Annotated in this window: 22 protein-coding genes; 13 read left to right on the forward strand and 9 right to left on the reverse strand. The window is 67.1% G+C overall.

What is annotated here, in order from left to right; genetic code table 11:
• The first annotated feature begins 101 nt into the window (after positions 1-101).
• Both ACXJJ8_RS09205 and ACXJJ8_RS09210 read left to right on the forward strand, forming a co-directional pair.
• Positions 102-695, forward strand: coding sequence for an NfuA family Fe-S biogenesis protein (locus ACXJJ8_RS09205; RefSeq protein WP_499029172.1), 594 nt, complete (start codon positions 102-104; stop codon positions 693-695).
• Positions 696-839: 144 nt separating this feature from the next.
• Positions 840-2,444, forward strand: coding sequence for a hypothetical protein (locus ACXJJ8_RS09210; protein ID WP_499029174.1), 1,605 nt, complete (start codon positions 840-842; stop codon positions 2,442-2,444).
• A gap of 48 nt (positions 2,445-2,492) precedes the next feature.
• Here the strand turns inward: ACXJJ8_RS09210 and ACXJJ8_RS09215 are convergent, their stop codons facing one another.
• Both ACXJJ8_RS09215 and ACXJJ8_RS09220 read right to left on the reverse strand, forming a co-directional pair.
• Positions 2,493-2,927, reverse strand: a complete 435-nt coding sequence (locus ACXJJ8_RS09215; protein ID WP_499029176.1) for a c-type cytochrome — start codon at positions 2,925-2,927, stop codon at positions 2,493-2,495.
• Positions 2,928-2,935: 8 nt separating this feature from the next.
• Positions 2,936-3,406, reverse strand: a complete 471-nt coding sequence (locus ACXJJ8_RS09220) for a c-type cytochrome (protein ID WP_499029587.1) — start codon at positions 3,404-3,406, stop codon at positions 2,936-2,938.
• Between the two features lie 314 nt (positions 3,407-3,720).
• On the opposite strand from ACXJJ8_RS09220, the gene ACXJJ8_RS09225 reads away from it, so the two are divergent.
• From ACXJJ8_RS09225 to ACXJJ8_RS09235, 3 genes are read left to right on the forward strand one after another with little or no spacing between them, the layout of a single operon-like run.
• Positions 3,721-4,857: an efflux RND transporter periplasmic adaptor subunit gene (locus ACXJJ8_RS09225; RefSeq protein WP_499029179.1), complete on the forward strand. Its 1,137-nt coding sequence runs from the start codon at positions 3,721-3,723 to the stop codon at positions 4,855-4,857.
• A 26-nt stretch (positions 4,858-4,883) separates the two neighbouring features.
• Positions 4,884-8,378 carry an efflux RND transporter permease subunit gene (locus ACXJJ8_RS09230; protein WP_499029181.1) on the forward strand — a complete coding sequence of 1,165 codons (3,495 nt, stop codon included), beginning with the start codon at positions 4,884-4,886 and terminating at the stop codon, positions 8,376-8,378.
• Entirely contained in the window at positions 8,375-11,488 is a 3,114-nt protein-coding gene (locus ACXJJ8_RS09235) for an efflux RND transporter permease subunit (protein WP_499029183.1), read from the forward strand. Before ACXJJ8_RS09230 ends, ACXJJ8_RS09235 begins: the two co-directional genes overlap by 4 nt.
• On the opposite strand, the gene ACXJJ8_RS09240 is transcribed toward ACXJJ8_RS09235, so the two are convergent.
• The 7 genes from ACXJJ8_RS09240 to ykgO form a co-directional block, all read right to left on the reverse strand.
• Positions 11,489-12,712 (reverse strand): TraB/GumN family protein, encoded by a 1,224-nt coding sequence (locus tag ACXJJ8_RS09240; RefSeq protein WP_499029185.1) that lies wholly within the window; start codon positions 12,710-12,712, stop codon positions 11,489-11,491.
• Between the two features lie 28 nt (positions 12,713-12,740).
• Positions 12,741-13,667, reverse strand: a complete 927-nt coding sequence (locus ACXJJ8_RS09245) for an alpha/beta hydrolase (RefSeq protein ID WP_499029187.1) — start codon at positions 13,665-13,667, stop codon at positions 12,741-12,743.
• A gap of 18 nt (positions 13,668-13,685) precedes the next feature.
• A complete protein-coding gene (locus ACXJJ8_RS09250; RefSeq protein ID WP_499029189.1) occupies positions 13,686-14,312 on the reverse strand; it encodes a TetR/AcrR family transcriptional regulator in 627 nt (208 codons plus the stop codon).
• 76 nt (positions 14,313-14,388) lie between these two features.
• Complete coding sequence (locus ACXJJ8_RS09255; RefSeq protein ID WP_499029191.1) at positions 14,389-15,279, reverse strand: carbon-nitrogen hydrolase; 891 nt, start codon at positions 15,277-15,279, stop codon at positions 14,389-14,391.
• A complete protein-coding gene (locus ACXJJ8_RS09260; protein WP_499029193.1) occupies positions 15,276-16,343 on the reverse strand; it encodes an agmatine deiminase family protein in 1,068 nt (355 codons plus the stop codon). The genes ACXJJ8_RS09255 and ACXJJ8_RS09260 overlap by 4 nt, the downstream gene beginning before the upstream one ends.
• Complete coding sequence (locus tag ACXJJ8_RS09265) at positions 16,343-16,717, reverse strand: hypothetical protein (RefSeq protein WP_499029195.1); 375 nt, start codon at positions 16,715-16,717, stop codon at positions 16,343-16,345. Before ACXJJ8_RS09265 ends, ACXJJ8_RS09260 begins: the two co-directional genes overlap by 1 nt.
• 124 nt (positions 16,718-16,841) lie before the next feature.
• The gene (gene ykgO / locus ACXJJ8_RS09270) at positions 16,842-16,967 is read right to left on the reverse strand and encodes a type B 50S ribosomal protein L36 (protein ID WP_010342887.1); all 126 of its coding nucleotides are present in this window, start codon (positions 16,965-16,967) and stop codon (positions 16,842-16,844) included.
• Between the two features lie 102 nt (positions 16,968-17,069).
• Here ykgO and cmk point away from each other — a divergent pair, with 102 nt between their 5' ends.
• The 8 genes from cmk (at position 17,070) to galU (ending at position 25,326) form a co-directional block, all read left to right on the forward strand.
• A complete protein-coding gene (gene cmk / locus ACXJJ8_RS09275; protein WP_499029197.1) occupies positions 17,070-17,762 on the forward strand; it encodes a (d)CMP kinase in 693 nt (230 codons plus the stop codon).
• Between the two features lie 123 nt (positions 17,763-17,885).
• On the forward strand, positions 17,886-19,571 hold the full coding sequence (rpsA, locus tag ACXJJ8_RS09280) for a 30S ribosomal protein S1 (protein ID WP_499029199.1): 1,686 nt from the start codon (positions 17,886-17,888) through the stop codon (positions 19,569-19,571).
• Positions 19,572-19,574: 3 nt separating this feature from the next.
• Positions 19,575-19,991 (forward strand): integration host factor subunit beta, encoded by a 417-nt coding sequence (locus tag ACXJJ8_RS09285; RefSeq protein WP_499029201.1) that lies wholly within the window; start codon positions 19,575-19,577, stop codon positions 19,989-19,991.
• A 49-nt stretch (positions 19,992-20,040) separates the two neighbouring features.
• Positions 20,041-20,325: a lipopolysaccharide assembly protein LapA domain-containing protein gene (locus ACXJJ8_RS09290; protein WP_499029203.1), complete on the forward strand. Its 285-nt coding sequence runs from the start codon at positions 20,041-20,043 to the stop codon at positions 20,323-20,325.
• A gap of 3 nt (positions 20,326-20,328) precedes the next feature.
• Positions 20,329-21,510: a lipopolysaccharide assembly protein LapB gene (gene lapB / locus ACXJJ8_RS09295; protein ID WP_499029205.1), complete on the forward strand. Its 1,182-nt coding sequence runs from the start codon at positions 20,329-20,331 to the stop codon at positions 21,508-21,510.
• Complete coding sequence (locus ACXJJ8_RS09300) at positions 21,510-22,502, forward strand: MraY family glycosyltransferase (RefSeq protein WP_499029207.1); 993 nt, start codon at positions 21,510-21,512, stop codon at positions 22,500-22,502. The genes lapB and ACXJJ8_RS09300 overlap by 1 nt, the downstream gene beginning before the upstream one ends.
• Positions 22,499-24,406, forward strand: coding sequence for a polysaccharide biosynthesis protein (locus ACXJJ8_RS09305; protein WP_499029209.1), 1,908 nt, complete (start codon positions 22,499-22,501; stop codon positions 24,404-24,406). Before ACXJJ8_RS09300 ends, ACXJJ8_RS09305 begins: the two co-directional genes overlap by 4 nt.
• Positions 24,406-25,326, forward strand: a complete 921-nt coding sequence (gene galU / locus ACXJJ8_RS09310) for a UTP--glucose-1-phosphate uridylyltransferase GalU (protein WP_499029211.1) — start codon at positions 24,406-24,408, stop codon at positions 25,324-25,326. Before ACXJJ8_RS09305 ends, galU begins: the two co-directional genes overlap by 1 nt.
• The last annotated feature ends 8 nt before the right edge of the window (positions 25,327-25,334 follow it).

Consider the following 25,334-nt stretch of genomic DNA (forward strand, 5'->3'; position numbering starts at 1 on the left):
CACTCCGCAGCGTTGCGCGCTGAACCAGAACATATCGGCCGTGGTCGCACGGTGGACTGTCCACCACGGCGGCCGCTTCCGGGGTCGGTAGAATAGCCCGCATGATCCAGCTCTCCGAAACCGCGCAGGCGCACTTCCGCCGCCTGATCGAACGCGAAGCCCTGCCGGGCCTCGGCGTCCGCCTGTCCGCCGTCCATCCCGGCACGCCGCGCGCCGACGTGCGCCTGGAGTTCGCCGAACCCGGCGATCTCAGCGGCGACGAGTGGGCCATCGACTGCGATGGCTTCACCCTGTGGGTCGATCCCGCCAGCGCGCCCTTCCTGGATGCCGCGGAGATCGACTACACGCAACAGGCCACCGGCGGGCAGTTGCAGATCCGCGCCCCGAAGATCAAGGGCGAAGCGCCGGCGGACACCGCATCCCTGGTGGAACGCGTGCGATGGGTGGTCGAACATGAGGTCAACCCGCAGCTCGCCCAGCATCGCGGGCACGTGTCGGTGCATGAGGTGACGGCCGAAGGTGTCGTGCTGCTGCATTTCGGCGGTGGTTGCCACGGTTGCGGCATGGCGGACGTGACGCTGAAGCAGGGCATCGAGACGACGCTGATGACGCGCGTGCCGGGCGTCACCGCGGTGCGCGATGCGACCGACCATGCCACAGGCACGGCGCCGTACATGCCGCGCGACGCGGCCTGACGGTTCGCGGAGCGCGCCACTCTGGCCGGCACTTTCTCCGCCGACGACATCATCGAAGCACTGGGGCTGCGGCGGCGGCTGAAGTCCATTCGCCCGCAGGCGCCGGGGACGTTTCCGCCCGGTTGGCAGCAATGGTTCGACACCATGCACGCCACGCCGCATGCGGTGAAGGGCGCACCGCCGCAAACCTTCGTCGACGAACTTGCGCAACGTCCGCTCGCTTCGCCGCCCGGGCGCGAGGTGCAGCTCAATCGTTGGCAGGCGTTCGCGACCTTGTGGCGCCAGCAATGGCATCCGCCGATTCGCGAGGAACGGGGATTGCGATGGTTCGCCGCGTCCGTCAGCGCGGTGTTGCATCTGTTCTTCGCGATCCTGCTGTTGTGGCTCGCCTATGTCTTCGTCCCGCCGCCGCCACCGGAAGGCGCGGGCGAGCAGGTCGTGCAGGCTGAATTCATCGGCAAGGGCACGCCGGCGGAAACCGGCGGGGGCGCGCCGGAAGGGCCGCAACCGGAACCGGCGCAAACCGCCGCCGCACCTTCGCCGCCCGCGGCAACGCCGACGCCATCGGAAGCGCCGACGCAGCCACCGCCGCCACCGCAACCCGAGCAGCCCGCGCCGCAACCCGAAGAGCCCGTCGCCGCGCAACCGCCGCCGCAGGCGCAACCCGAACCCGCGCCCGTCGTCGAAGTGCCGCCGGCGCCGCAACCCCTGCAGGTGACGGAAGTACCGCAACCGGACACGCAGTTCGTATTGCCGCCGCCACGCCCGCGCGAAGTCGACGTCTCGCCACGCGAATTGACGATGCCGCAGCTACGACAACCCACGCAGGCGATCGCGCGCACGGAAGCGCAACGGCAGACGATCGACACACAGCGCGTCGAAGTCCAACGCATCCGCATTGCGCCCCAGGTGCGCGGTGAGGAGTCTGCACGCCTGGCGCAACAGATCCCGATCGCGAACGCGCAATCGCAATCGCGCGAGATCGCGTTGCCGACCTTGCGCGGGCAAGCGCGCGAGATCCCGATGCCATCACGCGGCACCACGCCGGGCGCGACTGCACCGGGGACGTCGACGTCAAACGCGCCCTCCACATCGCCGGGCACGGCGACCGCGGCGACCTCGGCCGCACCGGGCGGGCAACAGGCGCCGGGCAGCGGGACGTCGCCCGCGGCGCAGCCCGGTGCAGGCACCACGCCGAACGCCGCACCAGGCGCGTGGCCCTCGCCGAATCGCGGGGACGATTGGGGCGCAGGGACGCGCAACACACCGGGCGGTAAGCCGGGCTCCGGTGCAAAGCCCGGCATCTTCGATGCGCAGGGACGGCCGAACCTCGGCGAACCGCCGACGCCGGGACAGAACGCGCCGGGCACGGTGGAAGCGCACATCGCCGACCTGGATCGCGCGGGCCGTTGGCTCAAGCGCCCGCCGCTCGACTACACGCCGACCACGTTCGACCAATATTGGGTGCCGAGCGAAACCCTGCTGCAGGAATGGGTGCGCAAGGGGATCAAGTCGCTTTCGATCCCGATCCCCGGCACCGACAAGAAGATCTCGTGCGTCGTTTCGCTGCTGCAGTTCGGCGGCGGCTGCGGCCTGGTGGATCCGAATGTCAACGCGCAAGCGGCGACGGCGCGACCGCCGCCGGATGTCCCGTTCAAACCCTGGCTGCAGCAGGACAACGGGAGCGTCAGGAAGGCGCCGCCTCCGCCGAACACCTCGGTGCAGGTGCCGGCTTCGACGACGCCCTGACGCAAAAAGGCCCGCTTGCGCGGGCCTTTTCTCAAACGCAGCGCGGTGTCACTGCGCGCTGTGCAGGTCGGCCAGGTGGCTTTCCGTGGAGTGGAAATACGCACCCAGGTCGGCGATCTGCTGGTCGGTGAGGTCCTTCGCCTGAGGCGTCATCAGCGCGTTGTCGCGATCGCCCTTGCGATAGGCGAGCAGCGCGTGCCCGATGTAATCGGAGTACTGGCCGCCGAGCTTCGGGTAGACCTTGTCGATCGGTGCGTTGCCTTCGGCGCCGTGGCAATCCACGCACGCAAAACCGTTGCGCTTGGTCGTTGCGAGCTTCATGCCCGCTTCGACGTTGCCCGCCGGCAGGCCGGCGGAGGAAGACTTCGGCGCCTCGCCTTCGGCGTGGCTGCCTTCGGTCTTGCCTTCTTCGCCGTTCTTCGAACAGGCGGTCAGCGCGAGGGCGAGCAGGGCGATGGCGAACGCGGTCTTCTTGATCGTCATGGTCAGGCTCACTTCTGCACGTTCACGGTCGAAAGGTAGGCGGCGATGTCGGCGATGTCCTGCGGCGAGAAGCTCTCCGCCTGCGCCTGCATCGTCGGGTGCTTGCGCTTGCCTTCGCGATATTCGGTGAGCGCCGAGGCCAGGTAACCGGCCGACTGCCCGCCGATGCGCGGCACGTGGTAGCTCGGGTAGGCGTTCTTGTAACCGGTGATGCCGTGGCAACCGCGGCACGTGTAGGTGAGTTCCTTGCCCTTCGCGGCATCGCCGGTGAGGTCGGCAGCCTTCGGTTCGGCAGGCGCGGCCGGCTTGGCGGCGGCGGTGGAAGCGGCGGCCGGTGCGGCGGTGGAGGCAGCGGCCGGTGCGGCGGTGGAAGCAGCGGCCGGCGCGGCGGCAGTGGCCGGTGCGGCGGGCTGCTGCGCATGTGCAGTCAAGAGCAGGGGCGCCAGCAGCAGGCCGGCGGCGATCGTCAGCGGTCGCATCATGAAGTGAAGTCCACGGTGGAAGTTCGGTCGCGCGATACGCGTGTCATCCGGGCGTCTCGCAAGCGGCGAAGTATAGCCCGCACGTGAATGGAACCGGCAAACGGGTGGCCGTCGAATGCGTTCGCGCGCGTGCAACCGGTCGGACCATCGACGCATCTCTTGTTCGATCTCTCCCGAAGTGCGATCCGCGCGCAACGCCCGCATCCGTCCATACGCAGGAATCCTCCGCGAAGTCACCATGACCTATGGCGCATGGCGGCGGGAACGGGGGAGTGATTTACTTGACTACAACACCCAAGGGGTCAGCCCACATGTCCGCCAATGTCTCCATCCACGGCCGCGCCCTGCGCGCCGGCGCCCTCCTGATCGCCTGCGCGCTCGCGCTCGCCGCCTGCAAGAAGGGGGATGGAGATGCCCAGGCCAAGGCCAAGGACGACAAGGGCCCCGATGCCATTCCCGTCGAGGTGATGGCCGCCACCAAGCGTCCGATCGCCGCCAGCTACACCGGCACCGCGCCGCTGGAAGCCCGCGGCGAGTCGCAGGTGGTCGCCAAGACCTCCGGCGTCGCGCTGCAGGTGCTCGTGCAGGAAGGCCAGGCCGTGAAGGCCGGCCAGGTGCTCGTGCGCCTGGATTCCTCGCGCGCTGCGTTGCAGGCCGCGCAGACCGCCGCGCTGATGGGCAAGCTCGAAGCCAACTACAAGCGTTCGGTCACGCTCGCCGATCAGAAGCTGATGAGCGCCAACGACATCGACACGATCCGCTATGACCTCGAGAACGCACGCGCGGCCAACCGCCTGGCGAACCTCGAACTCTCGTACGCCAACGTCGTCGCGCCGATCTCCGGCGTGATCGCCGAGCGCAAGATCAAGGACGGCAACTTCGTGCAGATCAACACGCCGATCTTCCGCATCGTCGATACCTCGCGCCTGGAAGCCACGCTCAACGTGCCCGAACGCGAAGTCGCCACGCTGCAGCAGGGCCTGAAGGTCGCCCTGTCCGCCGACGCGCTGCCCGGCAAGAAGTTTTCCGGCGTCATCGATCGCATTGCACCGGTCGTCGACTCGGGCAGCGGTACGTTCCGCGTGATCTGCACCTTCGAAGGCGGTGGCGCGCTGCAGCCGGGCATGTTCGGCCGCATCCGCATCGACTACGACCAGCGCACCGATGCGCTCGTCGTTCCGCGCATCGCGCTGCTGGAAGACGAAGGCGATCCGGCGGTGTTCGCGATCAAGGCGGGCAAGGCCGTGCGCGTGCCGGTGAAGCTTGGTTACCTCGACGGCCAGTGGGCCGAAGTGCGCCAGGGCCTGAAGGTGGGTGACCAGGTCGTCACCGCCGGCAAGGTCGCGCTGCGCGAAGGCAGCCCCGTGCAGATCGTCGGCGACCAGGCCAAGCCGGCCGCGCCGGTTGCCGGCGGCAAGGGCGTCGCCGCCGCCACCGCATCGCGCTGATCGACGACAACGGCCTGGAGCTGCGCGTGAACCATTCTTCCGATCCTGCCTCCTTCAACGTCGTCGAATTCTCCACGCGTCGCCGCGTCACGGTGATGATGGCGACGCTGACGTTCCTCATCTTCGGCTTCATCGCCTTGAGCCACCTCAAGGTCAACCTGCTGCCCGACCTCAGCTATCCGACGCTCACGGTGCGCACCGAGTACACGGGCGCGGCGCCATCGGAAATCGAAACGCTGATCAGCGAGCCGGTGGAAGAAGCCGTCGGCGTGGTCAAGGGGCTGCGCAAGCTCAAGTCGGTGTCGCGCACGGGGCAGAGCGATGTCGTGCTCGAGTTCGCGTGGGGCACCAACATGGACAAGGCCTCGCTGGAAGTGCGCGACAAGATGGAAGCGCTCTCGCTGCCGCTGGAAGCCAAGCCGCCGGTGCTGTTGCGCTTCAATCCCTCGACCGCGCCGATCATGCGCCTGGTGCTTGCGAACAAGGGCCGGGACACACAGGGCGCACTGACCGCGTTGCGCCGTTACGCCGACGATGACCTGAAGAAGAAACTCGAACCGGTCGAAGGCGTCGCCGCGGTGAAGGTCGGCGGCGGCCTGGAAGACGAAGTGCAGGTCGACATCGACCAGCAGAAACTCGCGCAGCTCAACCTGCCGATCGATACCGTCATCCAGCGTTTGCAGCAGGAAAACATCAACATCTCCGGCGGTCGCCTGGAGGAAGGTTCGCAGCGTTACCTCGTGCGCACGGTCAACCAGTTCGCGACCGTCGACGAAATCCGCAACCTGCTCGTCACCACGCAAGCGGCGGGTGGCGGTGGTGCGCAGAGTGCAGCCGAAGAAATGGCGCGCGTGGCCGCAGCGACGGGCAATGCCGCGGCGATGGCCGCGGCCTCGTCCGTGCAGAGCGCGTCCTCGGGCAGCTCCGCGGCGGCCGGCGGCATGCCGATTCGCCTGAAAGACATCGCCGACGTGCGCCAGGGCTTCAAGGAGCGCGAAGCGATCATTCGCCTCGGCGGCCACGAAGCCGTGGAACTTGCGATCTACAAGGAAGGCGACGCCAATACCGTCTCCACCGCCGATGCCATCGCGACGACGATCGAGACCATCCGGAAACAGATGCCGCCGGACATCGAGCTGACCGTCATCGACGATCAATCGCAGTTCATCCGGCACGCCATCCACGACGTGAAGCGAGACGGCATCATCGGCGCGATGCTCGCGATCCTGGTCATCTTCCTGTTCCTGCGCGATGGCTGGAGCACGTTCGTCGTCGGCCTGTCGCTGCCGGTGTCGATCATCACCACGTTCTTCTTCATGGGCCAGTTCGACCTCAACCTCAACGTGATGTCGCTCGGCGGCCTGGCGTTGGCGACGGGCCTGGTGGTCGACGACTCGATCGTCGTGCTCGAATCGATCGCGAAGGCACGCGAACGGGGTCTTGGCATCGTCGAAGCCGCGATCGTAGGCACGCGCGAAGTGAGCATGGCGGTGGTCGCCTCCACGCTGACGACGATCGCGGTGTTCCTGCCGCTGGTGTTCGTCGAAGGCATCGCCGGCCAGCTGTTCCGCGACCAGGCGCTGACCGTCGCACTCGCCATCGGCATCTCGCTCGTCGTGTCGATGACGCTGATCCCGATGCTCTCCTCGATCCGCGGCCGTGCACCGCTCGCGTTCAAGGAAGAGCCGGCGCATCCGCGCTGGGAGCCGACGTCGAAGTTGCAGCGGCCCGTCGCCGCCACCGGTCGCGGCATCGGCTGGGCGATCCGCAATGGTGCGTTCGGTTTCTTCTGGCTGTTCGTGCGCGCATGGCGCGGCCTGGTCGCCGTCGTCGGCCCGGTCATGCGCACCGCCAGTCGCGGTGCGATGTCGGTCTACGATCGTCTCGAAGCGCTGTACCTGCGCACGCTGCCCAACGCACTCGAACACCCGCGCAAGGTGCTCGCCATCGCCGCGCTCGCCTTCTTCGCCACGCTCGCGGTGGTGCCGCTGCTCGGCGCCGACCTGATCCCGCAGCTCGCGCAGGACCGTTTCGAGATGACGGTGAAGCTGCCGCCCGGCACGCCGTTGCGCGAAACCGACAAGGTGGTGCAGACCCTGCAGGGCGAACACGGCAAGGACGAGAACCTCACCGCGCTGTACGGGGTGAGCGGCACCGGCACGCGCCTGGATGCCAGCCCGACCGAAAGCGGCGAGAACATCGCCAAGCTCACCGCGGTGATGAAGAACGGCGGCAGCGCGAAGGTCGAATCGGACCTGACCGAGAAGCTGCGCAAGAGCATGGCCGGCCGCACCGATGCGCAGCTCGACTTCAGCCGACCGGAGCTGTTCAGCCTCTCCACGCCGCTGGAAATCGAACTGCAGGGCGCCGATCTCCCGCAGATCGAAGCGGCCGGTCGCAGGCTTGCGACGATGTTGCGCGGCAACCCGCATTACGCCGACGTGACCTCGACGGTGGAGCAGGGCTTCCCGGAAATCCAGATCCGCTTCGACCAGGATCGCGCCGCGGCGCTGGGGTTGACGTCGCGCCAGATCGCCGACGTCGTGGTGAAGAAGGTGCGCGGTGAAGTGGCCACGCGCTATTCCTTCCGCGATCGCAAGATCGACGTGCTGGTGCGTGCGAAGGCGACGGATCGTGCGTCGGTGGAAGACATCCGCAACCTGATCGTCAACCCGAACAGCAGTACGCCGGTGCGCCTGTCGTCGGTGGCCGACGTCGTCGCGGGCACGGGCCCGAGCGAAATCCACCGCGCCGACCAGGTGCGCGTGGCCATCGTCTCGGCGAACCTGCGCGACATCGACCTCGGCGGCGCGGTGAAGGAAGTGCAGCAGATGGTGCACGACACGCCGCTCGGCGCGGACGTGGGCATGCACATCGGCGGGCAGGGCGAGGAACTGGATCGCTCGGTGAAGTCGCTGATGTTCGCCTTCGGCCTGGCCGTGTTCCTCGTCTACCTGGTGATGGCCTCGCAGTTCGAATCACTGCTGCATCCCTTCGTCATCCTCTTCTCGATCCCGCTCGCTCTCGTCGGCGCGGTGCTCGCGTTGCTGATCACGAACTCGGCGATCTCGGTGGTCGTCTTCATCGGCCTGATCCTGCTGGTCGGCCTGGTGGTGAAGAACGCGATCATCCTGATCGACAAGGTCAACCAGTTGCGCGAGGAGGGCGTGCCCAAACGCCAGGCGCTCATTGATGGCGCGCGTTCGCGCCTGCGCCCGATCGCGATGACCACGCTGTGCACGCTGTTCGGCTTCGCGCCCCTGGCCCTGGCCGTGGGCGAGGGCGCGGAAGTGCGCTCGCCGATGGCGATCACGGTGATCGGCGGGCTATTGGTGTCCACGCTGTTGACGCTGGTCGTCATTCCGGTCGTGTACGACCTGCTGGATCGTCGTTCGGACGAGTACTACGCGCAGAAACTGCGTTCGCAACGTGCGGATGCGAAGAAGGCGAAGTCGCTGATCGAACACGACCAGGATCCGCTCAATGGTTCGGCTGATCCGGCGCCGGAGGCCAGTCCGTGAGCGTCGCCGAGCTCAGCATCAAGCGGCCCGTCACCACGATCATGTTGTTCGTGTCGATGGTCGTCGTCGGCCTGATCGCGGCGGTGCGCCTGCCGCTGGAAGCCATGCCCGATGTCTCGGCGCCCCTGCTCTTCATCCAGTTGCCCTATGCCGGCTCCACGCCGGAGGAAGTGGAGCGCACGATCCTGCGGCCCGTCGAGGAAACGCTCTCGACGATGACCGACGTCAAGAGCATGGAAGGCAACGCGACGTCCGAGCAGGGCACCGTGTTCGTGGTGTTCTCCGACTGGGATCGCGACATCGAAATCGCGTCGGCCGAGGCGCGCGAACGCATCGATGCGATCCGCGCCGACCTGCCCGACGACCTCCAGCGTTACTTCGTCTGGAAGTGGGCGACGGGCGACCAGCCCGCGCTCGAGTTGCGCCTCACCAGCAAGTCGCTCGACCTGACCAAGGAATTTGACCGCATCGACYGCATCTACAAGCGGCGCCTCGAACGCCTGCCGGGCGTGGCCAAGGTCGAACTGGAAGGCGCGCCGCAGAACGAAGTCGAGATCGCGATCGACCAGGACCGGCTCAACGCGCACGGCCTGGCGCTGAACGATCTCGACCAGCGCCTGCGTGCGGTGAACTTCTCCGTGTCCGCGGGCCAGATCGACGATGGCGTGCAGCGCCTGCGCGTGCAGCCGGTGGGCGAACTCGTCGACCTGCAGCAGTTGCGCGACACGCCGCTGGGCAAGGGCGTGCGTCTGTCGGACGTCGCCGATGTGCGCCTCAAGCCGGAGAAGATGCCGTACGGCCGTCGCCTGGACGGGCGCCCCGCGGTCGGCATCGACGTCTACAAGGAACGCGACGCCAACCTCGTCGACGTCTCGCGCAACGTGCGCGCCGAACTCGACACGATCAACAAGGAACAGGGCACCAACGACATCGACCTGCTCGTGCAGTGGGATGCCGGCGAGAGCGTGACCGGTTCGCTGCTCGGCCTGGCCGAAGCCGGCGGCATCGGCCTGCTGTTGTCGATCGCGGTGCTGTACTTCTTCCTGCGCCATTGGCCCTCGACGCTGATGGTGACGCTGGCGATTCCGATCTGCTTCATCATGACGCTGGGCTTCATGTACTTCGCCGGCGTCACGCTCAACGTGCTGTCGATGATGGGCCTGCTGCTCGCGATCGGCATGTTGGTCGACAATGCGGTCGTGGTGGTGGAAAGCATCTACCAGGAACGCGAACGCCTGGGCGGCGAACCCAAGCTCGCGTCGATCATCGGCACCCGCCACGTCGCCATCGCACTGTCCGCGGGCACGTTGTGCCACTGCATCGTGTTCGTGCCGAACCTGTTCGGCGAAAAGAACATGATCAGCATCTACATGGGCCAGATCGCGATCACGATCTGCGTTTCGCTGCTCGCCTCCTGGCTGGTCGCGGTGAGCCTGATCCCGATGCTGTCGGCGCGCATGAAAACGCCGCCGGCCGTGCGCGACGAAAAGGGGCTGATCGCGCGCCTGCAGCGCCGTTACGCGGTGCTGCTGCGATGGACGCTGGATCATCGTGGCTGGAGCGTGCTCGGCATCCTGATGATCGTGGTCGCGAGCATGGGCCCGGTGATGTGGACCAAGTCGAACATGTTCGGCGGCGACGATGTCGGCGAGATCGACATCTACTACCAGTGGAAGGGTGCGTACACCAAGGAGCAGATGTCGGCCGAGGTCCTCAAGGTCGAGCACTACCTGGATGCGCATCGCAAGGAATTCCAGATCGACCAGGTCTTCTCGCGCTATCGCGAGCAGGGCTGGGCCGGCACCAACGTCAAGCTCGAAACCAAGGACCGCGAGGCGGTCGCCAAGATCACCGAGGAAATGCGCAAGGGCATGCCGAAATCGGCGCGCGCCAACATCGGCATCGGCGACCAGGGCGGTCCGGATGGCGGCAACGGTGCGGGCAAGGAAGTGCAGGTGATGCTGGTGGGCGATTCGACGCAGACGCTCAGCGAAATCGCCGAGGACGTCGTGCCGCTGCTCGCGCGCAAGAAGGAGTTGCGCGACGTGCGCATCGACAACGGCGATCGCAACAGCGAGCTGACCGTGCAGGTGGATCGTGATCGCGCGGCGGCTTTCGGCTTCAGCGCGAACGATGTGGCGACCTTCGTCGGCCTGGCCTTGCGCGGCGCGCCGCTGCGCGAGTTCCGCCGCGGCGACACCGAAGTGCCGGTGTGGGTGCGCTTCGCCGGGGCCGACGATTACGGCACCGAAGACCTGGCGAGCTTCACGGTGCGCGCGCCGGACGGGCGCAGCGTGCCGCTGCTGTCGATGGTCAACGTGCAGGTGCGTCCGGCTGCCTCGACCATCGAGCGCACCAATCGCCAGACCACGCTGACGATCACCGCCGGCATCGCCGACAAGGTCACGCAACCCGACGCGAAGAAAGCGATCGAACAAACGCTCGAGAAGGCGCGCGAAGGCTTCCCCGCCGGTTACAGCTATTCGTTCGACCGTCCCTCGTTCATGAGCGACGACGCGGCGGTGACGCAGATGATGTGGAACCTGTTGATCGCCTTGTTCATGATCTACGTGGTGATGGCGGCGGTGTTCGAATCGCTGCTCTTTCCCTCGGCCATCATGAGCGGCGTGATCTTCTCGATCTTCGGCGTGTACTGGCTGTTCTGGCTCACCGGCACCGAGTTCAACATCATGGCCTTCATCGGCATCCTGGTGCTGATGGGCGTGGTGGTGAACAACGGCATCGTGATGGTCGAGCACATCAACAACCTGCGGCGACGCGGACTGTCGCGCACCGACGCGCTGGTGGAAGGCAGCAAGGAGCGCCTGCGCCCCATCCTGATGACGATGGGCACGGCGATCCTGGCGATGGTGCCGATCGCGGTGGGCAACACGCAGATGGCCGGCGACGGCCCGGCGTATTACCCGATGGCGCGCGCGATCGCCGGCGGCCTTGCGTTCTCGACGGTGGTCAGCCTGCTGTTCCTGCCGACGATCTACGCCATGCTCGACGACCTGCGCCATGGCACCGTGCGCGCGATCCATCGGGCGCGCGGGAAGACGCTGCCGCCGTCGGTGGCGACCGTCACCGCGATCAGCGCCTCGGAGTAATCAGCCGAGCAACTTCCCGAGCATCCGGGCACCGCCGAGCCAGACACCGATGGCGGTGCCCAGGCTGGTCAGGAAGAAATTGAGCAACACGCGTGCCACGCGGTTGCGGTACCAGCCGCGCACGCTTTGCACGTCGTCGCGCAAGGCCATGAAATCGGCGTAAGTCGGCTTGCGCACCCATGCTTCGACGATCGCGCTGATCGTGCCGGACGCCAATGCCGGGTGCAGGGGCGTCACCGGCGAGGCGAAGAACGCCGCGATGATGCTCAGCGGATGTCCGCCTGCCGCGGCACAACCGATCGCGCCCAGCGTGCCGGTGATCATCACCCAGTACAGCATCAGGTCGGCGCCGACATCCAGGCCGCCGCGCCAGAACCCGAACGCGAATCCGCCGAGCACGAAGAACGCCAAGATTACCGTGAACCACGGGAAGGACGACTTCTCCTTCACCGTTTCGAGTTGGCCGCGGATGTCGCCGGGCGTGCGGTTTTCTTCGCGCAGGTGCTTTGCAAGGCCCTGCAGGTGGCCGGCGCCGACGACCGCGAGCACGTTGCGCGCACCGCTTTGCGCCGTCGCGCTTTCGCGCAGGCGCGCGGCCATGTAGCGGTCGCGTTCGCCGATGACGGTGTCGTACAACTCCGGGTTGTCCTGCGCGAATTCGCCGAAGCTGGATTCGAGCATGTCGCCCTGCTTGAGCTTTTCGATTTCGTCGTGGCCGACTTCCTCGTCGCCGAACAGCGACGCGGCGATGCCGCCGCCGAGCTTCGCGCGCCCCCACCAGCCCAGGCGTTGCGAGGCGCGCTTGAAGGTGAGGCCGACGTCGCGGTCGATGAGGTGCACGGTCAGGTTGCGTGCGTTCGCGTCGTTCACCGCGGCCTTGAGTTCGGCGCCCGGTTCGATGCCCAGTTGTTCGGCGAGGCGACGTTGATACGCGGCCAGGCCGAGGTTTGCGGCGAACAAGGCCGTCTTGCCTTCGCGCAGGACCTTGACCAGGTCCATGCGCGCGAGTGCGTCGGGATCGCTCAGCGCGGCCAGGCGTTGCGGGTCGAGTTCGACGGCGACCGTGTCGAATTCGCCGCTGGCGATCGCCGCGTGCACGGCATCGACGCTGGCGCGCGAGACGTGCGCGGTGCCGAGCAAGGTGTAGGCCACGCCGTCGCGTTCGACGCGGAGGTGCGGCTGGTCGGCGAAGAGGGCGGGGGGCTGCGCGGTCGGATCGGTCATAGCCGCGCAGTATGGACGTTCGCCTGGCTCAGGCGAACCCGTAGGGCAGGTTCCGTGATGACACCACGCGGACGCCCACCGTCTCGCCATGCGCGAATCGCAGGGCCGCGGCGATGACGCCTGCATCTCCCGCGATGCGGTTGTGGCCCAGGCCCTGCGTGCTGAGCAGGCGCGAATCGGCCCAGTAGCGTGCATAACGCTCGCCTTCCGACCAAGGCACCTCGCGATCCTCCAGGTCGTGCACGATCAGCGCCGGTCGCGCGATGCACGGCGCGTTGCGATGCGCCTGGAGGTCGTCGAAGGCGACGCCCACGTGGCGCTCGAAGGAGCAGATCAGCGCGCGCCACAGCCGCTGTGGCAACGCGATCATGCGGGCGAAGCGTTCGGTCGCCGCTTCCGGATCCGCGGCCGGTGCGATCAGCACGACGCGTTCGGCCTGCAGGCCGTTCGCCAGCGCGACACTCGCGGCCGCGCCGCCGAGCGAATGCCCGACGAGCAAGGCCGCGGGGCCGAAGCGTCGTCCGACGGCGAGCAAGGTGTCCGCGAAGCCCGGCAAGGTGGTGCGCTCACCCGAACTGCGTCCGTGCGCGGCCTGGTCGAAGGCGACGACCGCGTAGCCTTCCGCGCGCAAACGCGGCACCCAGGGCAGGAAACGCGTGCCGTGGCTCGACCAGCCATGCGCGAACAACACGTAAGGCTGGCGCTGCGGATCTCCCCACGTGTAGGTGGCGATGCGCTTGCCGTCGACCGTGATCTGTCCGATGCGCGCAGCGCCGACGGGCGCGGCGAGGGCACGCGCGCGGCTGGATCCGAAGGGCGTGGAGAACAACTTGCCGGCGGCGCGCAGCGTGGTCTTCGGGTTGAGCATTCCGAAGACGCGGAACCCCAGGCGCACTGCGACCAGATGCAGCGAAGAGCGAACGGTCGTGCTAATTCGAGAGGCGGGCGTTGCCATGGGGGCTCCGGCGTGCAATCAGCGTTGGGGGGAGGCGGGTCGCGGCGCGTAAGCCGCGATCCATCGTTCGACGGCGGCATCGCCATGGCGGCGCGCGACGTCGTAGCCGAACAGGCCGGCTTCGTGATGGACGGTGAGCGGAATGGCGTAAAGCTCGAACACGTATTGGTCGACGTCGCCCTGTGCGAGATGGCCTGCGTCGATGGCCAGTTGCACGGCGCGCGCGAGTTCGTTGCGCCAGCGATGTTCGTTGTGGACGACCAGATCGCGCAGCGCACCGGGGCGGTCGTCGTATTCCATCACCGAGGCCATCAGCACGCAGCCACCGACGGCCGCGGTGCTGCGCACCCATTCGAACCAGTGCGCCATGATGGCGCGCAGCCGGGGCAGCCCGCGGGATTGGGTCAACGCCGGCATGAGGACTGCGTTGCCGAAACGTTGCGCGGCTTCTTCCAGGACCGCCAGCTGCAAATCTTCCCGCGAGCCGAAGTGTGCGAACACGCCACTCTTCGACATGCCGACGGCAGCCGCGAGTGGACCGATCGACAAGCCTTCGACGCCGGAGGCGCGTGCGATGTCATAGGCCCGCGCGACGATCGTGTCGCGGGTGGCTGCGCCCTTCGGCGTGGCGGTTTGGGTGCTCATGGCGGCGGACATTAGCACGACCGTTCGTATTTTGTGGACCGCTTGTCGGCTGATGCGGTCCCCCGATGGGTCGACCCTAGTCGCGGTAGCGCTTCAGCAGGTCCTGGTACGCGTCGATGCGGCGGTCCCGGAGGAAGGGCCAGATGCGACGCACGTGTTCGCTGCGCTCCATGTCGACCTCGGCCATCAGGACCTCGGGTTGGTCCTGGTTGGCTTCGGCGAGGAACTCCCCCTGCGGGCCCAGCACGTGGCTCGATCCCCAGAAGCGGATGCCCGATGTGCCCATCGGCGAGGGCTCGTGGCCGACGCGATTGCAGCTCAACACCGGCAGGCCGTTGGCAACCGAGTGCCCGCGGTGGCTGAGGATCCACGCGTTGCGCTGGCGATCCTTTTCGGACTGTTCGTCGTCGGGGTCCCAGCCGATGGCGGTCGGATACAGCAGCAGCTCCGCACCGGCGAGCGCCATCAGGCGCGCGCCCTCCGGATACCACTGGTCCCAGCACACCATCAGGCCGAGGCGGCCGACGGAGGTGTCGATCGGTTCGAAGCCCATGTCGCCCGGCGTGAAGTAGAACTTCTCGTAGAAGCCCGGGTCATCGGGGATGTGCATCTTGCGGTACTTGCCCGCGAGCGCGCCGTCGGTTTCGAACACGACCGCGGTGTTGTGGTACAGGCCGGTCGCGCGCTTTTCGAACAGCGAGCTGACGAGCACGATGCCGTGCTGCTTCGCCAGTTTCGACAGGCGTTGCGTGCTCGGGCCGGGAATGGTTTCGGCGAGGTCGAATTCGCGCACGTCCTCGTGCTGGCAGAAGTACGGCCCGTTGTGCAGTTCCTGCAGCAACACCAGGCGCGCGCCGTTCTTCGCCGCTTCGCCCACGCGCGATTCGATCACCGCGAGATTTTCTTCGGCGCAACCGTGGTTGCGTTCCTGGATGAGCGCGACGGGAAGCCTGGTACTGCGGGTCATCGCACGAGTCCTTGCGGCAATTGCATCGTGATGCAGTGGAGGCTGCCGTTTTGCCAGATCAGCGAACGGCAGGGAACCTGCACGATGTCGCGGCCGGGGAAGGCCTTTTCAAGCACGGCGGCGGCGAGCGCATCGGCCGGATCGCCGTAGGAGGGCATGAGCACGGCGCCGTCGACGATGAGGAAGTTCGCGTACGAGGCCGCGAGGCGCCGGTCGTCGTCCAGGATTGGCTGCGCCCAGGGCAGCGGGAACAGGCGATACGGCGCGCCGTCCCTCGTGCGCAGCGCCGCGATCTCGTCGGCCATCGCGCGCAATTCGGCGTAATGCGAATCGGAGGGATCGTCGCAGGCCTGGAACACGATCGCGTCGTTCGGCGCGAGGCGGGCGAGGGTGTCGATGTGCGCGTCGGTGTCGTCGCCTTCGAGGTAGCCGTAGTCCAGCCACAGCACGCGGTCCTGCTTCAGCCACGCTTTCAACTGTGCGTCGAGCGATGCGCGATCCGCATCAGGATGACGTTCGTGCAGGCAACGCCAGGTGGTGAGCAGCGTGCCGTCGCCGTCGGTTTCGATCGCGCCGCCTTCAAGCGCGAAGTCGATCGGCGCGCGTTGTGCGTCTTCAAAAACACCTTGTTCGACGAGCCGTTCGATCAACTGGTCGTCGCGGCTGGCTTCGAACTTGCCGCCCCAGCCGGTGAAACGGAAATCGAGCAGGCGGAAGCCGTCGGGCGTGCGCAGCGTGATCGGGCCGGAGTCGCGCAGCCAGGTGTCGTCGTATTCGACTTCGACGAAGCGCACGCGCGCAAGATCCACGCGTGCCGAACGCAAGCGCGCCTCGGCGTACGTCTGCAGGTCTTCGTCGGCCACGCATACGATGACGCGCGTGTAACGCACGAGCGCGGCGATCAGCGCGATGTAGGTTTCCTCGACTTCGCCCAGGCGCTCGGCCCAGTCGGTGTCGGCGTGCGGCCATGCGATGAGCACCGCGGACTGGGACTCCCACTCCGCGGGGAAACGTGCGTCGGAAGAGCGCTCCGTGGGGGCGGAGCGTGCAGCGGATTCGGGCATCAGCGGATGGCGGGCTTCGGGCCGACTTCGTTGGCGTCGGCCTTGTTGGCGACGGCGTCGATGACGCGGTCCTTCTCGAAGTAGACGGTGAACGTGGGATAGGACCAGCGGTTGATGGTCGGCCACTGATGCTTCTGGCCGCCGCGCGGGTCGAGCTTGCTGGTGGGCGCGCCGAACTTGGATTCCACTTCCTGCGCGCTCATGCCACGGGCCGGCATGGCCGCGGTGTTTTCCTGGCTGACGCGTTCGATCAACAGCGTGTCGCCTTCGGTCACGCGCGTGTCCGGGGCAGGCGTGGGCTGGGCGTCCTGCGCGAAAGCCGCGCCGGCGAAACCGAGGGCGAAAATGGATGCGGCAACGATGCGGACGACCATGCGGACTCTCCCCTTTGGCATTCCACCTGAATGCAAGTGGGCGGGATTGTAAGCACGAAGCAGGATCCGAAAATGCGAAAGCCGCCTCGCGGCGGCTTTCGTCAATCGGCAAATCGCGAACCGCTCAGCGCTGGCGCGCCTTGAAACGCGGGTTGGACTTGCAGATCACGAAGACCTTGCCACGACGGCGGACCACCTTGCAGTCGCGGTGACGGGCCTTCGCCGACTTCAGGGAGGACAGGACCTTCATGACGAACCTCGGCAACGGTTGAATGTGGATGGGTGGAGCGAAGCCGCGCATTCTGACGGGTTTTCTTCGGCCGCTCAAGTGGTTGCACTACAATCGTTCCCCATGACCGAAGCCCAGCCCGATCGCCCCGCCATCCCCGTCCTCACCATCGACGGCCCCTCCGGCTCCGGGAAGGGCACCATCAGCCGCCACGTGGCCCAGCGCCTGGGCTGGCATTACCTGGATTCGGGCGCGCTCTACCGTGCGGTCGGCATCGCCGCGGGGTGGAACGATATCGACCTGTCGGACGCCTCGGCGCTGGTCCGCTGCACCTTCGACACGGAGATCGACTTCCGCGAAGGCAACGGGGACGAGCCCCGCGTCATCGTGAACGGGGTGGACGCCACCGATGAGCTGCGCACCGAGACCGCCGGTGCGGCCGCTTCGGCCATCGCCGCCATTCCCGAGGTCCGCGCCGCGCTCAAGGAGGCCCAGCGCGCCTATCGGCGCCCGCCGGGCCTGGTCGCCGACGGCCGGGACATGGGCACGGTGATCTTCCCGGACGCCGCGCACAAGGTCTTCCTGACGGCCAGTGCCGAAGAACGGGCCGAAAGGCGCCATAAGCAGTTGAGCGAGAAGGGAGTTTCCGTTACATTGCCCGGTCTGTTGCGCGAGATCCTCGCCCGCGACGCCCGCGATGCGAACCGTGCAGTGGCGCCCTTGCGGCCGGCCGAAGACGCCGTCCGGATCGACACCACCGGCCTTTCGATCCAAGCCGTCGTCGAGCGCGTGCTGTCGTTGATGTCGGCCCGCTGACACCAGTTTCATCCGTAGCACAAAGCCCCCGCCGCGCATGGGTGTGCGGTGGGGTTCACCACTCCAACCCCCTGGTCGCTTCATCCCGAAGCACCGCCTGAGAATTTACCAATGTCCGCTGCAATGACCGAATCTTTTGCCGAACTGTTCGAACAGAGCCAGGCCGGCCTGGCCAAGCTCAAGCCCGGCTCCATCGTCACCGGTGTCGTCGTCGAGGTCCGTACCGACGTCGTCGTGATCAACGCCGGCCTGAAGTCCGAAGGCATCGTGCCGATCGAACAGTTCCGCAACGACGCCGGCGAGATCGACGTGGGCGTGGGCGACGAAGTGAAGGTCGCCCTCGACTCGCTCGAGAACGGCTTCGGCGAAACCGTGCTGTCCCGCGAGAAGGCAAAGCGCGCGATGGTGTGGGACGAACTCGAGGAAGCGCTCGAGAAGAACGAAACCATCACCGGCCGCATCAGCGGCAAGGTCAAGGGCGGTTTCACCGTCGACATCAAGGACGTCCGCGCGTTCCTGCCGGGTTCCCTGGTCGACGTGCGCCCGGTCCGCGACCCGGTGTACCTCGAGGGCAAGGAACTCGAGTTCAAGCTCATCAAGCTCGACCGCAAGCGCAACAATGTCGTCGTCTCCCGCCGTGCGGTGGTCGAGAGCGAACATTCGGAAGAGCGCGAGCAGCTGCTCGAGAAGCTGGTCGAGGGCGCGGTGCTCAAGGGCGTCGTCAAGAACCTCACCGACTACGGCGCGTTCGTGGACCTCGGTGGCATCGACGGCCTGCTGCACATCACCGACATGGCCTGGAAGCGCGTGCGCCATCCGTCCGAAGTCGTTGAAGTCGGCCAGGAATTGGACGTCCGCGTGCTCAAGTACGACCGCGAGCGCAACCGCGTCAGCCTCGGCCTGAAGCAGCTGGGCGAGGATCCGTGGGACAACATCGCCCGTCGTTACCCGGCCAACACCCGCGTGTTCGGCAAGGTCTCCAACGTCACCGATTACGGCGCGTTCGTCGAAATCGAGCCGGGCGTCGAAGGCCTGGTCCACGTGTCCGAAATGGACTGGACCAACAAGAACGTCAACCCGTCCAAGGTGGTCCAGGTCGGCGACGAAGTGCAGGTCATGGTGCTCGACGTGGATGAAGAGCGTCGCCGCATCTCGCTCGGCATGAAGCAGGTCACCAGCAATCCGTGGGAAACCTTCGCCGCGATCCACAAGAAGGGCGACAAGGTGTCGGGCCAGATCAAGTCGATCACCGACTTCGGCGTCTTCATCGGCCTGGACGGCGGCATCGACGGTCTCATCCACCTGTCGGACATCAGCTGGAACTCCACCGGCGAAGACGTCGCGCGCAACTTCAAGAAGGGCGACAACCTCGACGCCGTCGTGCTCGCGGTCGACCCGGAGCGCGAGCGCATCTCGCTCGGCGTCAAGCAGCTCGAGCAGGATCCGTTCGGCCAGTACATGGCTGCCAACCCGAAGGGCTCGAAGGTCAAGGGCACCGTCAAGGAAGTGGACGCCAAGGGCGCGACCATCGACCTGGGCGAGGGCGTGGAAGGCTATGTCTCGGTTCGCGACATCTCCTACGACCGCGTCGAAGACGCCAGCCAGGTGCTGAAGGTCGGCGAGGAAGTCGAAGCCAAGTTCACCGGCATGGACCGCAAGGGCCGCACGCTGCAGTTGTCGATCAAGGCGAAGGACGAAGCGGATACCGCCGAAGCCATGGCCGAATACAACAAGGCATCGGACGCTTCCACGGGCACCACGCGCCTCGGCGCGCTGCTGCGCGAGCAGCTGAACAACAAGTCCGAGTAATCGTTGCATCGCGAAGGCGGCCCGGTCATCGGGCCGCCTTTCGCACAAGCAGGAAAGGCCGGGCTCCAACCGAGCAATCCAACCGAGCAATCCACTGCCCGCATCCGACGAGCCAGAATGACCAAGTCCGAACTGATCGAGATCCTCTCCGCGCGCCAGGGCCACCTGAAGGCGGACGACGTCGATCTCGCGGTCAAGTCCTTGCTCGAGATGATGGGCGGGTCGCTCAGTGGCGGCGAACGCATCGAAATCCGCGGTTTCGGCAGCTTCTCGCTGCACTACCGTCCGCCCCGCCTGGGGCGCAACCCGAAGACCGGCGACTCCGTCGCGCTCCCGGGCAAGCACGTCCCGCATTTCAAGCCCGGCAAGGAACTCCGCGAGCGCGTCAGCGCCGTGGTGCCGGTCGAACCGGACGCATGAGTCCATCGGCTAAGCTGACCCCTCCAACGCGAAGGAGCCGCAGCGCCGAATGATCCGATTGATCCGTCTCCTGATTGCCCTGGCATGCCTCGCGGCAGGCATCGTCGTGGGCGCGCTCAACCCGCAAACGGCAGTGCTCGACTTCGGCTTCGCCAGCGCGACGAGCTCGCTCGGCGTGATCGTGCTGGTGTCGCTGCTCGTCGGCGTGGTCGCCGGCGGCCTCGCACTGGCGGCGAGCGTGGTCCTGCCGATGCAACAACGCCTGCGCCGTGCGCAGAAGCCCGACGCGCGTTCGCGCGACGCACGCCCCGACAACGACCGGACGATCCCCTGACGCATGTTGGAATTCGTCAACCAGTGGTTCTGGTTCTTCCTCCTGTTGCCGCTCGCGGCGTGGAGCGGTTGGCTCATCGGCCGGCGCGGTGGCGAACGCCACAGCGACACGCAGGTCAGCCGGCTGTCGACCACCTACTTCCGCGGCCTGAACTACCTGCTCAACGAGCAGCCCGACAAGGCGATCGAAGTCTTCCTGCGCATCGCCGAACTGGACAAGGACACGTTCGAAACGCAAGTCGCGCTCGGACATCTGTTCCGCCGTCGCGGTGAAGTCGATCGCGCGATCCGGCTGCACCAGGCGCTCGTGCAGCGGCCCGACCTGTCCGACCAGCAGAAGGTGCAGGCGCTGCTCGCGCTGGGCGAGGATTACATGCGCTCGGGCCTGCTCGATCGCGCGGAGACGGTTTTCAGCGACCTCGTGCGCCTGGACATGCGCGCCCCGCAGGCGCTCAAGCATCTCATCGGCATCTACCAGGCCGAACGCGACTGGGCGAAGGCGATCGAGAACGCCACGCGCTACGAGGAAATCACCGCCGAGCCGATGGGCAAGCTGGTCGCGCAATTCGAATGCGAACTCGCCGACCGCCATCGTGCCGCAGGCGAAGTCGAAGCCGCGCGCGCCGCGGTTGCGCGCGCCTACCAGGCCGATGCGAATTCCGTGCGCGCCGGCATCCTGGAAGGCCGCATCGAACTCGAACACGGCAACGATGCCGCCGCCATTCGCGCCTTCGAGCGCGTCGCGCGCATCGACGCCGACTATCTCCCTGAAATCCTGCCGCAGTTGTTGCCGGCCTACGAACGCGCGGGCGATCTGTCGGGCGCGCGCAGTTTCCTCACCGAGATGATCGAGCACTATCGCGGTGTCGCGCCCGTGCTCGCACTGACGAAGATGGTCGAATCCGAAGAGGGCGTGTCTTCGGCGCGCGCCTACCTCGCGCAGCAGTTGAAGGATCGTCCGTCCGTGCGCGGCGAAGCGGCGCTGATCGACCTGACGCTCGCCGACGGCGGCGACCCTGCGGCCACGCTCGAAGATCTCAAGCACATCACCGACCAGTTGCTCGTGCGCAATCCGAGTTACCGGTGCAACCGCTGCGGTTTCGGCGCGCGTGCGCACCACTGGCAATGCCCCAGTTGCAAGGAATGGGGCTCGATCAAGCCATTGCTGAACTACGCGGTCGTCTGATGTCCGCTGCATGGTTGCTCGGCTGCCTGCTGATTGGACTGGGGGGCACCTGGTTTGCGCGGGCCTACGCACTGCGTCGCGGCGTCGTCGATGCACCGGGCGAACGTCGCGCGCACACGACGCCGACGCCACGCGGCGGCGGGGTTTCGATCGTCGTCGCGCTGTTGCTCACGGGCGCGTGGTGGCTGCGCGGCTTGGCCGATCCGTTCGAACTGAGCTGCGCGCTTGCGGGCCTGGCCCTGGTCGCGGGCGTGGGCTTGCTCGACGATCACCGCCCGTTGTCCCCGTGGTGGCGCCTGGCGGTACAGGGCATCGCATCGGCGCTGCTCGCGGTCGGCACGGGGCACGCCACTGGTGAACCGACCCTCGCCGTCGCGGCATTCGTGCTGGCGATGGCGCTGACGAACATCTGGAACTTCATGGACGGGATCGACGGCATCGCCGCGACCCAGGCACTGCTGTGCGCGCTGGCGATCGGGCTGCTCGGGCATGGCGCATGGTCGTGGTGGGCCCTTGCGCTTGCGGCGGCGACGCTGGGCTTCCTGCCCTTCAACTTCCCCAGGGCGCGCATCTTCCTCGGCGATGTCGGGAGCGGGGCGCTCGGGTTCGCGCTGGCCGCGTTGCTCATCAGGACCGTTGCAGGCACGTCCGCCGCGCAGGCGTGGTTGTGGGCGCTGCCGATCTCCGCGTTCGTGATCGATGCAGCGCTGACCCTCGCGCGCCGCATGCTGCGCGCGGAGCGCTGGTGGCGACCGCACGCGCAGCATCTCTATCAACAATGGGCGCGACGCACGGGCTCGCACCCCAGGGTCACGCTGGCCTATGCGGCGTGGACGCTGGCCGCCATCGTCCTGATGGCGACGCTCGGAGGTCAGGGACATGACGCGCTGCGGGTGTCGGTCGTCGTCGTCGCGTGGTATACCGCCGGTGTTGGAGCGTGGTGGATGCTGCAAAGGGAAGGGAGTAGCGCGGTGAAGGAAAGCACCGAATGATGTCGTGGCGTCCGAATTGGGCGTCGGCCCTGCCGCGCACCGCGGTCCTGGCCCATGACCTGATCATGGTGTGGCTCAGCTGGAACGCCCTGCGGCTCGTCCGCCACGGGCTGGCCGGCACGCCGGTCGACGTGCCCGCGCTGACCTCGCCGGAAATGCTGCTCGTGCTGATCGCGCAGGGCCTGGTGCTGTGGCGCGTGGGCCTGTATCGCGGACTGTGGCGCTTCGCGAGCGTGCCCGACCTGTTCAACCTGGCGAAGGCCGCGGTTCTCGGCGTCATCGCCATCGCGCTGGGCCTGTTCCTCTACAACCGCCTGGCGACCGTGCCGCGCACGGTGTTGATCCTCTATCCCTTCGCACTCGTCGGCCTGCTTGGCGCGCCGCGCCTGCTGTATCGCGTGTGGAAGGAACACACGCTCGCGCGCACCCATGCGCAGGGCGTGCGCGTGCTGATCCTCGGTGCCGGCCTGGCGGGCGAAGCGCTCGTGCGCGACCTGCGCCGTACCGGCGCGTACGAACCGGTCGGATTCCTCGACGACGCGGCGCAATTGCGCGGCAGCAAGTTGCAGGGCGTGCCGGTGCTCGGGCCGATCGCGGACCTGGAATCCATCGCGCGCGAAACCGCCGCGCGCCTGATCGTCATCGCCATGCCCTCGGTGCATGCGACGTTGTTGCAACGCGTGGTCGCCGTCTGCGAACGCACCGGAATTCCCTTCCGCATGGTGCCGCGCTTGGACGACATGCTCGAAGGCCGCTCGCAACCGGGCGAACTGAAGGAAGTTGCGATCGAAGACTTGCTCGGTCGCAGCCCCGTCATGCCTGACTGGAAAGCGATTCGCGGTTGGCTCGGTGGTCGCTCCGTCCTGGTGACCGGAGGCGGTGGTTCGATCGGCGCCGAGTTGTGCCGACAGTGCGCGAAGCATGGCGCGCGTCGCGTCGGCATCGTGGAGATCGACGAACTCGCGCTCACCACCACCGTCGCCGAACTGCAGCGCGATTTCCCGGACCTGGAATGCGTGCCGCTGCTCGGCGATTGCGGGGACCCGGCGGTCATCGCGCACGCGCTGCGCCTGTCCGAACCCGATTCGGTCTTCCACGCGGCCGCGTACAAGCAGGTGCCGCTGCTCGAGGACCAGTTGCGCGAAGCCGTGCGCAACAACGTGCTCGCCACCGACACGGTCGCGCGCGCGTGCCATGAAAACGGCGTCGGCACGTTCGTGCTGATCTCCACCGACAAGGCGGTCGATCCGGTCAACGTGCTGGGCGCGACGAAACGCCTGGCGGAAATCGCATGCCAGTCGCTCGTGGACCGGCGCTCGACGCGCTTCGTCACCGTGCGCTTCGGCAACGTGCTCGACTCGGCGGGCAGCGTCGTGCCGCTGTTCCGCGAACAGATCCGCAAGGGCGGCCCGGTGACGGTCACCGACCCGGAGGTCACGCGCTTCTTCATGACCATTCCCGAAGCCTGCCAGTTGATCCTGCAGGCTTCGGCGATCGGCGCGCACGAAGCGGTCTACACGCTCGACATGGGCGAGCCGGTCGCGATCCGCGTGTTGGCCGAACAGATGATCCGCCTGGCGGGCAAGCAGCCGGGGCGCGACATCGCGATCGTCTACTCGGGCCTGCGGCAGGGCGAGAAATTGCACGAAACGCTCTTCCACGCCGACGAGCGCTACCGCCCCACCTCGCATCCCAAGATTCTCCAGGCCGAACCGCGCGCGGTCTCGCCCGACGCCGTGCACGAGGCGCTCGCGCAACTGCGCGAAGCCTGCGGCCGCTACGACCTCGAAATCATGTCCCGCGTGCTGCGCGCAGCGGTGCCCGAATTCGCGCCTGCACCCGCCGTGCACGCGCAGGCCGCCACCGTAGTGGCCTTTCCCGCCCGCAACGCCCGCAGGATCTGATGACCCCGACGTCCCCCAACCCGCCGCGCCGCGTGCGCAAGGCCGTGTTTCCCGTGGCCGGCCTCGGTACGCGCTTCCTTCCCGCCACGAAGACCGTGCCGAAGGAAATGCTGCCGATCATCGACAAGCCGCTGATCCAGTACGCCGTCGACGAAGCCATCGAAGCCGGCTGCGACACGCTGGTGTTCATCACCAACCGTTACAAGCACGCCGTCGCGGACTATTTCGACAAGGCCTACGAGCTCGAACAGAAGCTCGAACGCGCCGGCAAGCACGAACAACTGGAACTCGTACGCAACGTGCTGCCGCCCGGCGTGCGCGCGGTGTTCGTCACCCAGGCCGAGGCATTGGGCCTCGGCCACGCGGTGTTGTGCGCGAAGGAAGTGATCGGCGACGAACCCTTCGCCGTGTTGTTGCCCGACGACCTGATCTGGAACCGCGGCCCCGGCGCGCTGAAGCAGATGACCGACCACGCGGCGGAGACTGGCAACAGCGTGCTCGCCGTGCAGGATGTCCCCGCCGACAAGACCAGCAGTTACGGCATCGTGGCGACCGAGGACTTCACCGGGCGCAAGGGCCGCATCAGCGCGATCGTCGAGAAGCCCGAGCCGCAGGACGCGCCGAGCACGCTCGCCGTCGTCGGCCGTTACGTGCTCGACAGCCGCATCTTCGCACTGCTCGAGCAAGTCAAGCCCGGTGCCGGCGGCGAGATCCAGCTCACCGATGCCATCGCGCAACTGCTCATCGAGCAGGAAGTGGACGCCTATCGCTTCCGCGGCACGCGCTTTGACTGCGGCACGCACATCGGGCTGATCGAAGCGACCATCCGCTACGCGCTCGACCACGAAAAGCTCAGCGAAGCCGCGGCGCGCACGATGCAGACGGCGCTCGACGAGCTGGGCGTGGTCGAACTCAAGTAGTGCAGGGC

The organism is Lysobacter sp. P5_C4 (assembly GCF_054049695.1).

Excerpts from the sequence above, each read along its gene's own strand:
- ACXJJ8_RS09205 (WP_499029172.1), top strand. The coding sequence starts at position 102 with ATGATCCAGCTCTCCGAAACCGCGCAGGCGCACTTCCGCCGCCTGATC.
- ACXJJ8_RS09210 (WP_499029174.1), top strand. The coding sequence starts at position 840 with ATGCACGCCACGCCGCATGCGGTGAAGGGCGCACCGCCGCAAACCTTC.
- ACXJJ8_RS09215 (WP_499029176.1), bottom strand. The coding sequence starts at position 2,927 with ATGACGATCAAGAAGACCGCGTTCGCCATCGCCCTGCTCGCCCTCGCG.
- ACXJJ8_RS09220 (WP_499029587.1), bottom strand. The coding sequence starts at position 3,406 with ATGCGACCGCTGACGATCGCCGCCGGCCTGCTGCTGGCGCCCCTGCTC.
- ACXJJ8_RS09225 (WP_499029179.1), top strand. The coding sequence starts at position 3,721 with ATGTCCGCCAATGTCTCCATCCACGGCCGCGCCCTGCGCGCCGGCGCC.
- ACXJJ8_RS09240 (WP_499029185.1), bottom strand. The coding sequence starts at position 12,712 with ATGACCGATCCGACCGCGCAGCCCCCCGCCCTCTTCGCCGACCAGCCG.
- ACXJJ8_RS09245 (WP_499029187.1), bottom strand. The coding sequence starts at position 13,667 with ATGGCAACGCCCGCCTCTCGAATTAGCACGACCGTTCGCTCTTCGCTG.
- ACXJJ8_RS09250 (WP_499029189.1), bottom strand. The coding sequence starts at position 14,312 with ATGAGCACCCAAACCGCCACGCCGAAGGGCGCAGCCACCCGCGACACG.
- ACXJJ8_RS09255 (WP_499029191.1), bottom strand. The coding sequence starts at position 15,279 with ATGACCCGCAGTACCAGGCTTCCCGTCGCGCTCATCCAGGAACGCAAC.
- ACXJJ8_RS09260 (WP_499029193.1), bottom strand. The coding sequence starts at position 16,343 with ATGCCCGAATCCGCTGCACGCTCCGCCCCCACGGAGCGCTCTTCCGAC.
- ACXJJ8_RS09265 (WP_499029195.1), bottom strand. The coding sequence starts at position 16,717 with ATGGTCGTCCGCATCGTTGCCGCATCCATTTTCGCCCTCGGTTTCGCC.
- ykgO (WP_010342887.1), bottom strand. The coding sequence starts at position 16,967 with ATGAAGGTCCTGTCCTCCCTGAAGTCGGCGAAGGCCCGTCACCGCGAC.
- cmk (WP_499029197.1), top strand. The coding sequence starts at position 17,070 with ATGACCGAAGCCCAGCCCGATCGCCCCGCCATCCCCGTCCTCACCATC.
- rpsA (WP_499029199.1), top strand. The coding sequence starts at position 17,886 with ATGACCGAATCTTTTGCCGAACTGTTCGAACAGAGCCAGGCCGGCCTG.
- ACXJJ8_RS09290 (WP_499029203.1), top strand. The coding sequence starts at position 20,041 with ATGATCCGATTGATCCGTCTCCTGATTGCCCTGGCATGCCTCGCGGCA.
- lapB (WP_499029205.1), top strand. The coding sequence starts at position 20,329 with ATGTTGGAATTCGTCAACCAGTGGTTCTGGTTCTTCCTCCTGTTGCCG.
- ACXJJ8_RS09300 (WP_499029207.1), top strand. The coding sequence starts at position 21,510 with ATGTCCGCTGCATGGTTGCTCGGCTGCCTGCTGATTGGACTGGGGGGC.
- ACXJJ8_RS09305 (WP_499029209.1), top strand. The coding sequence starts at position 22,499 with ATGATGTCGTGGCGTCCGAATTGGGCGTCGGCCCTGCCGCGCACCGCG.
- galU (WP_499029211.1), top strand. The coding sequence starts at position 24,406 with ATGACCCCGACGTCCCCCAACCCGCCGCGCCGCGTGCGCAAGGCCGTG.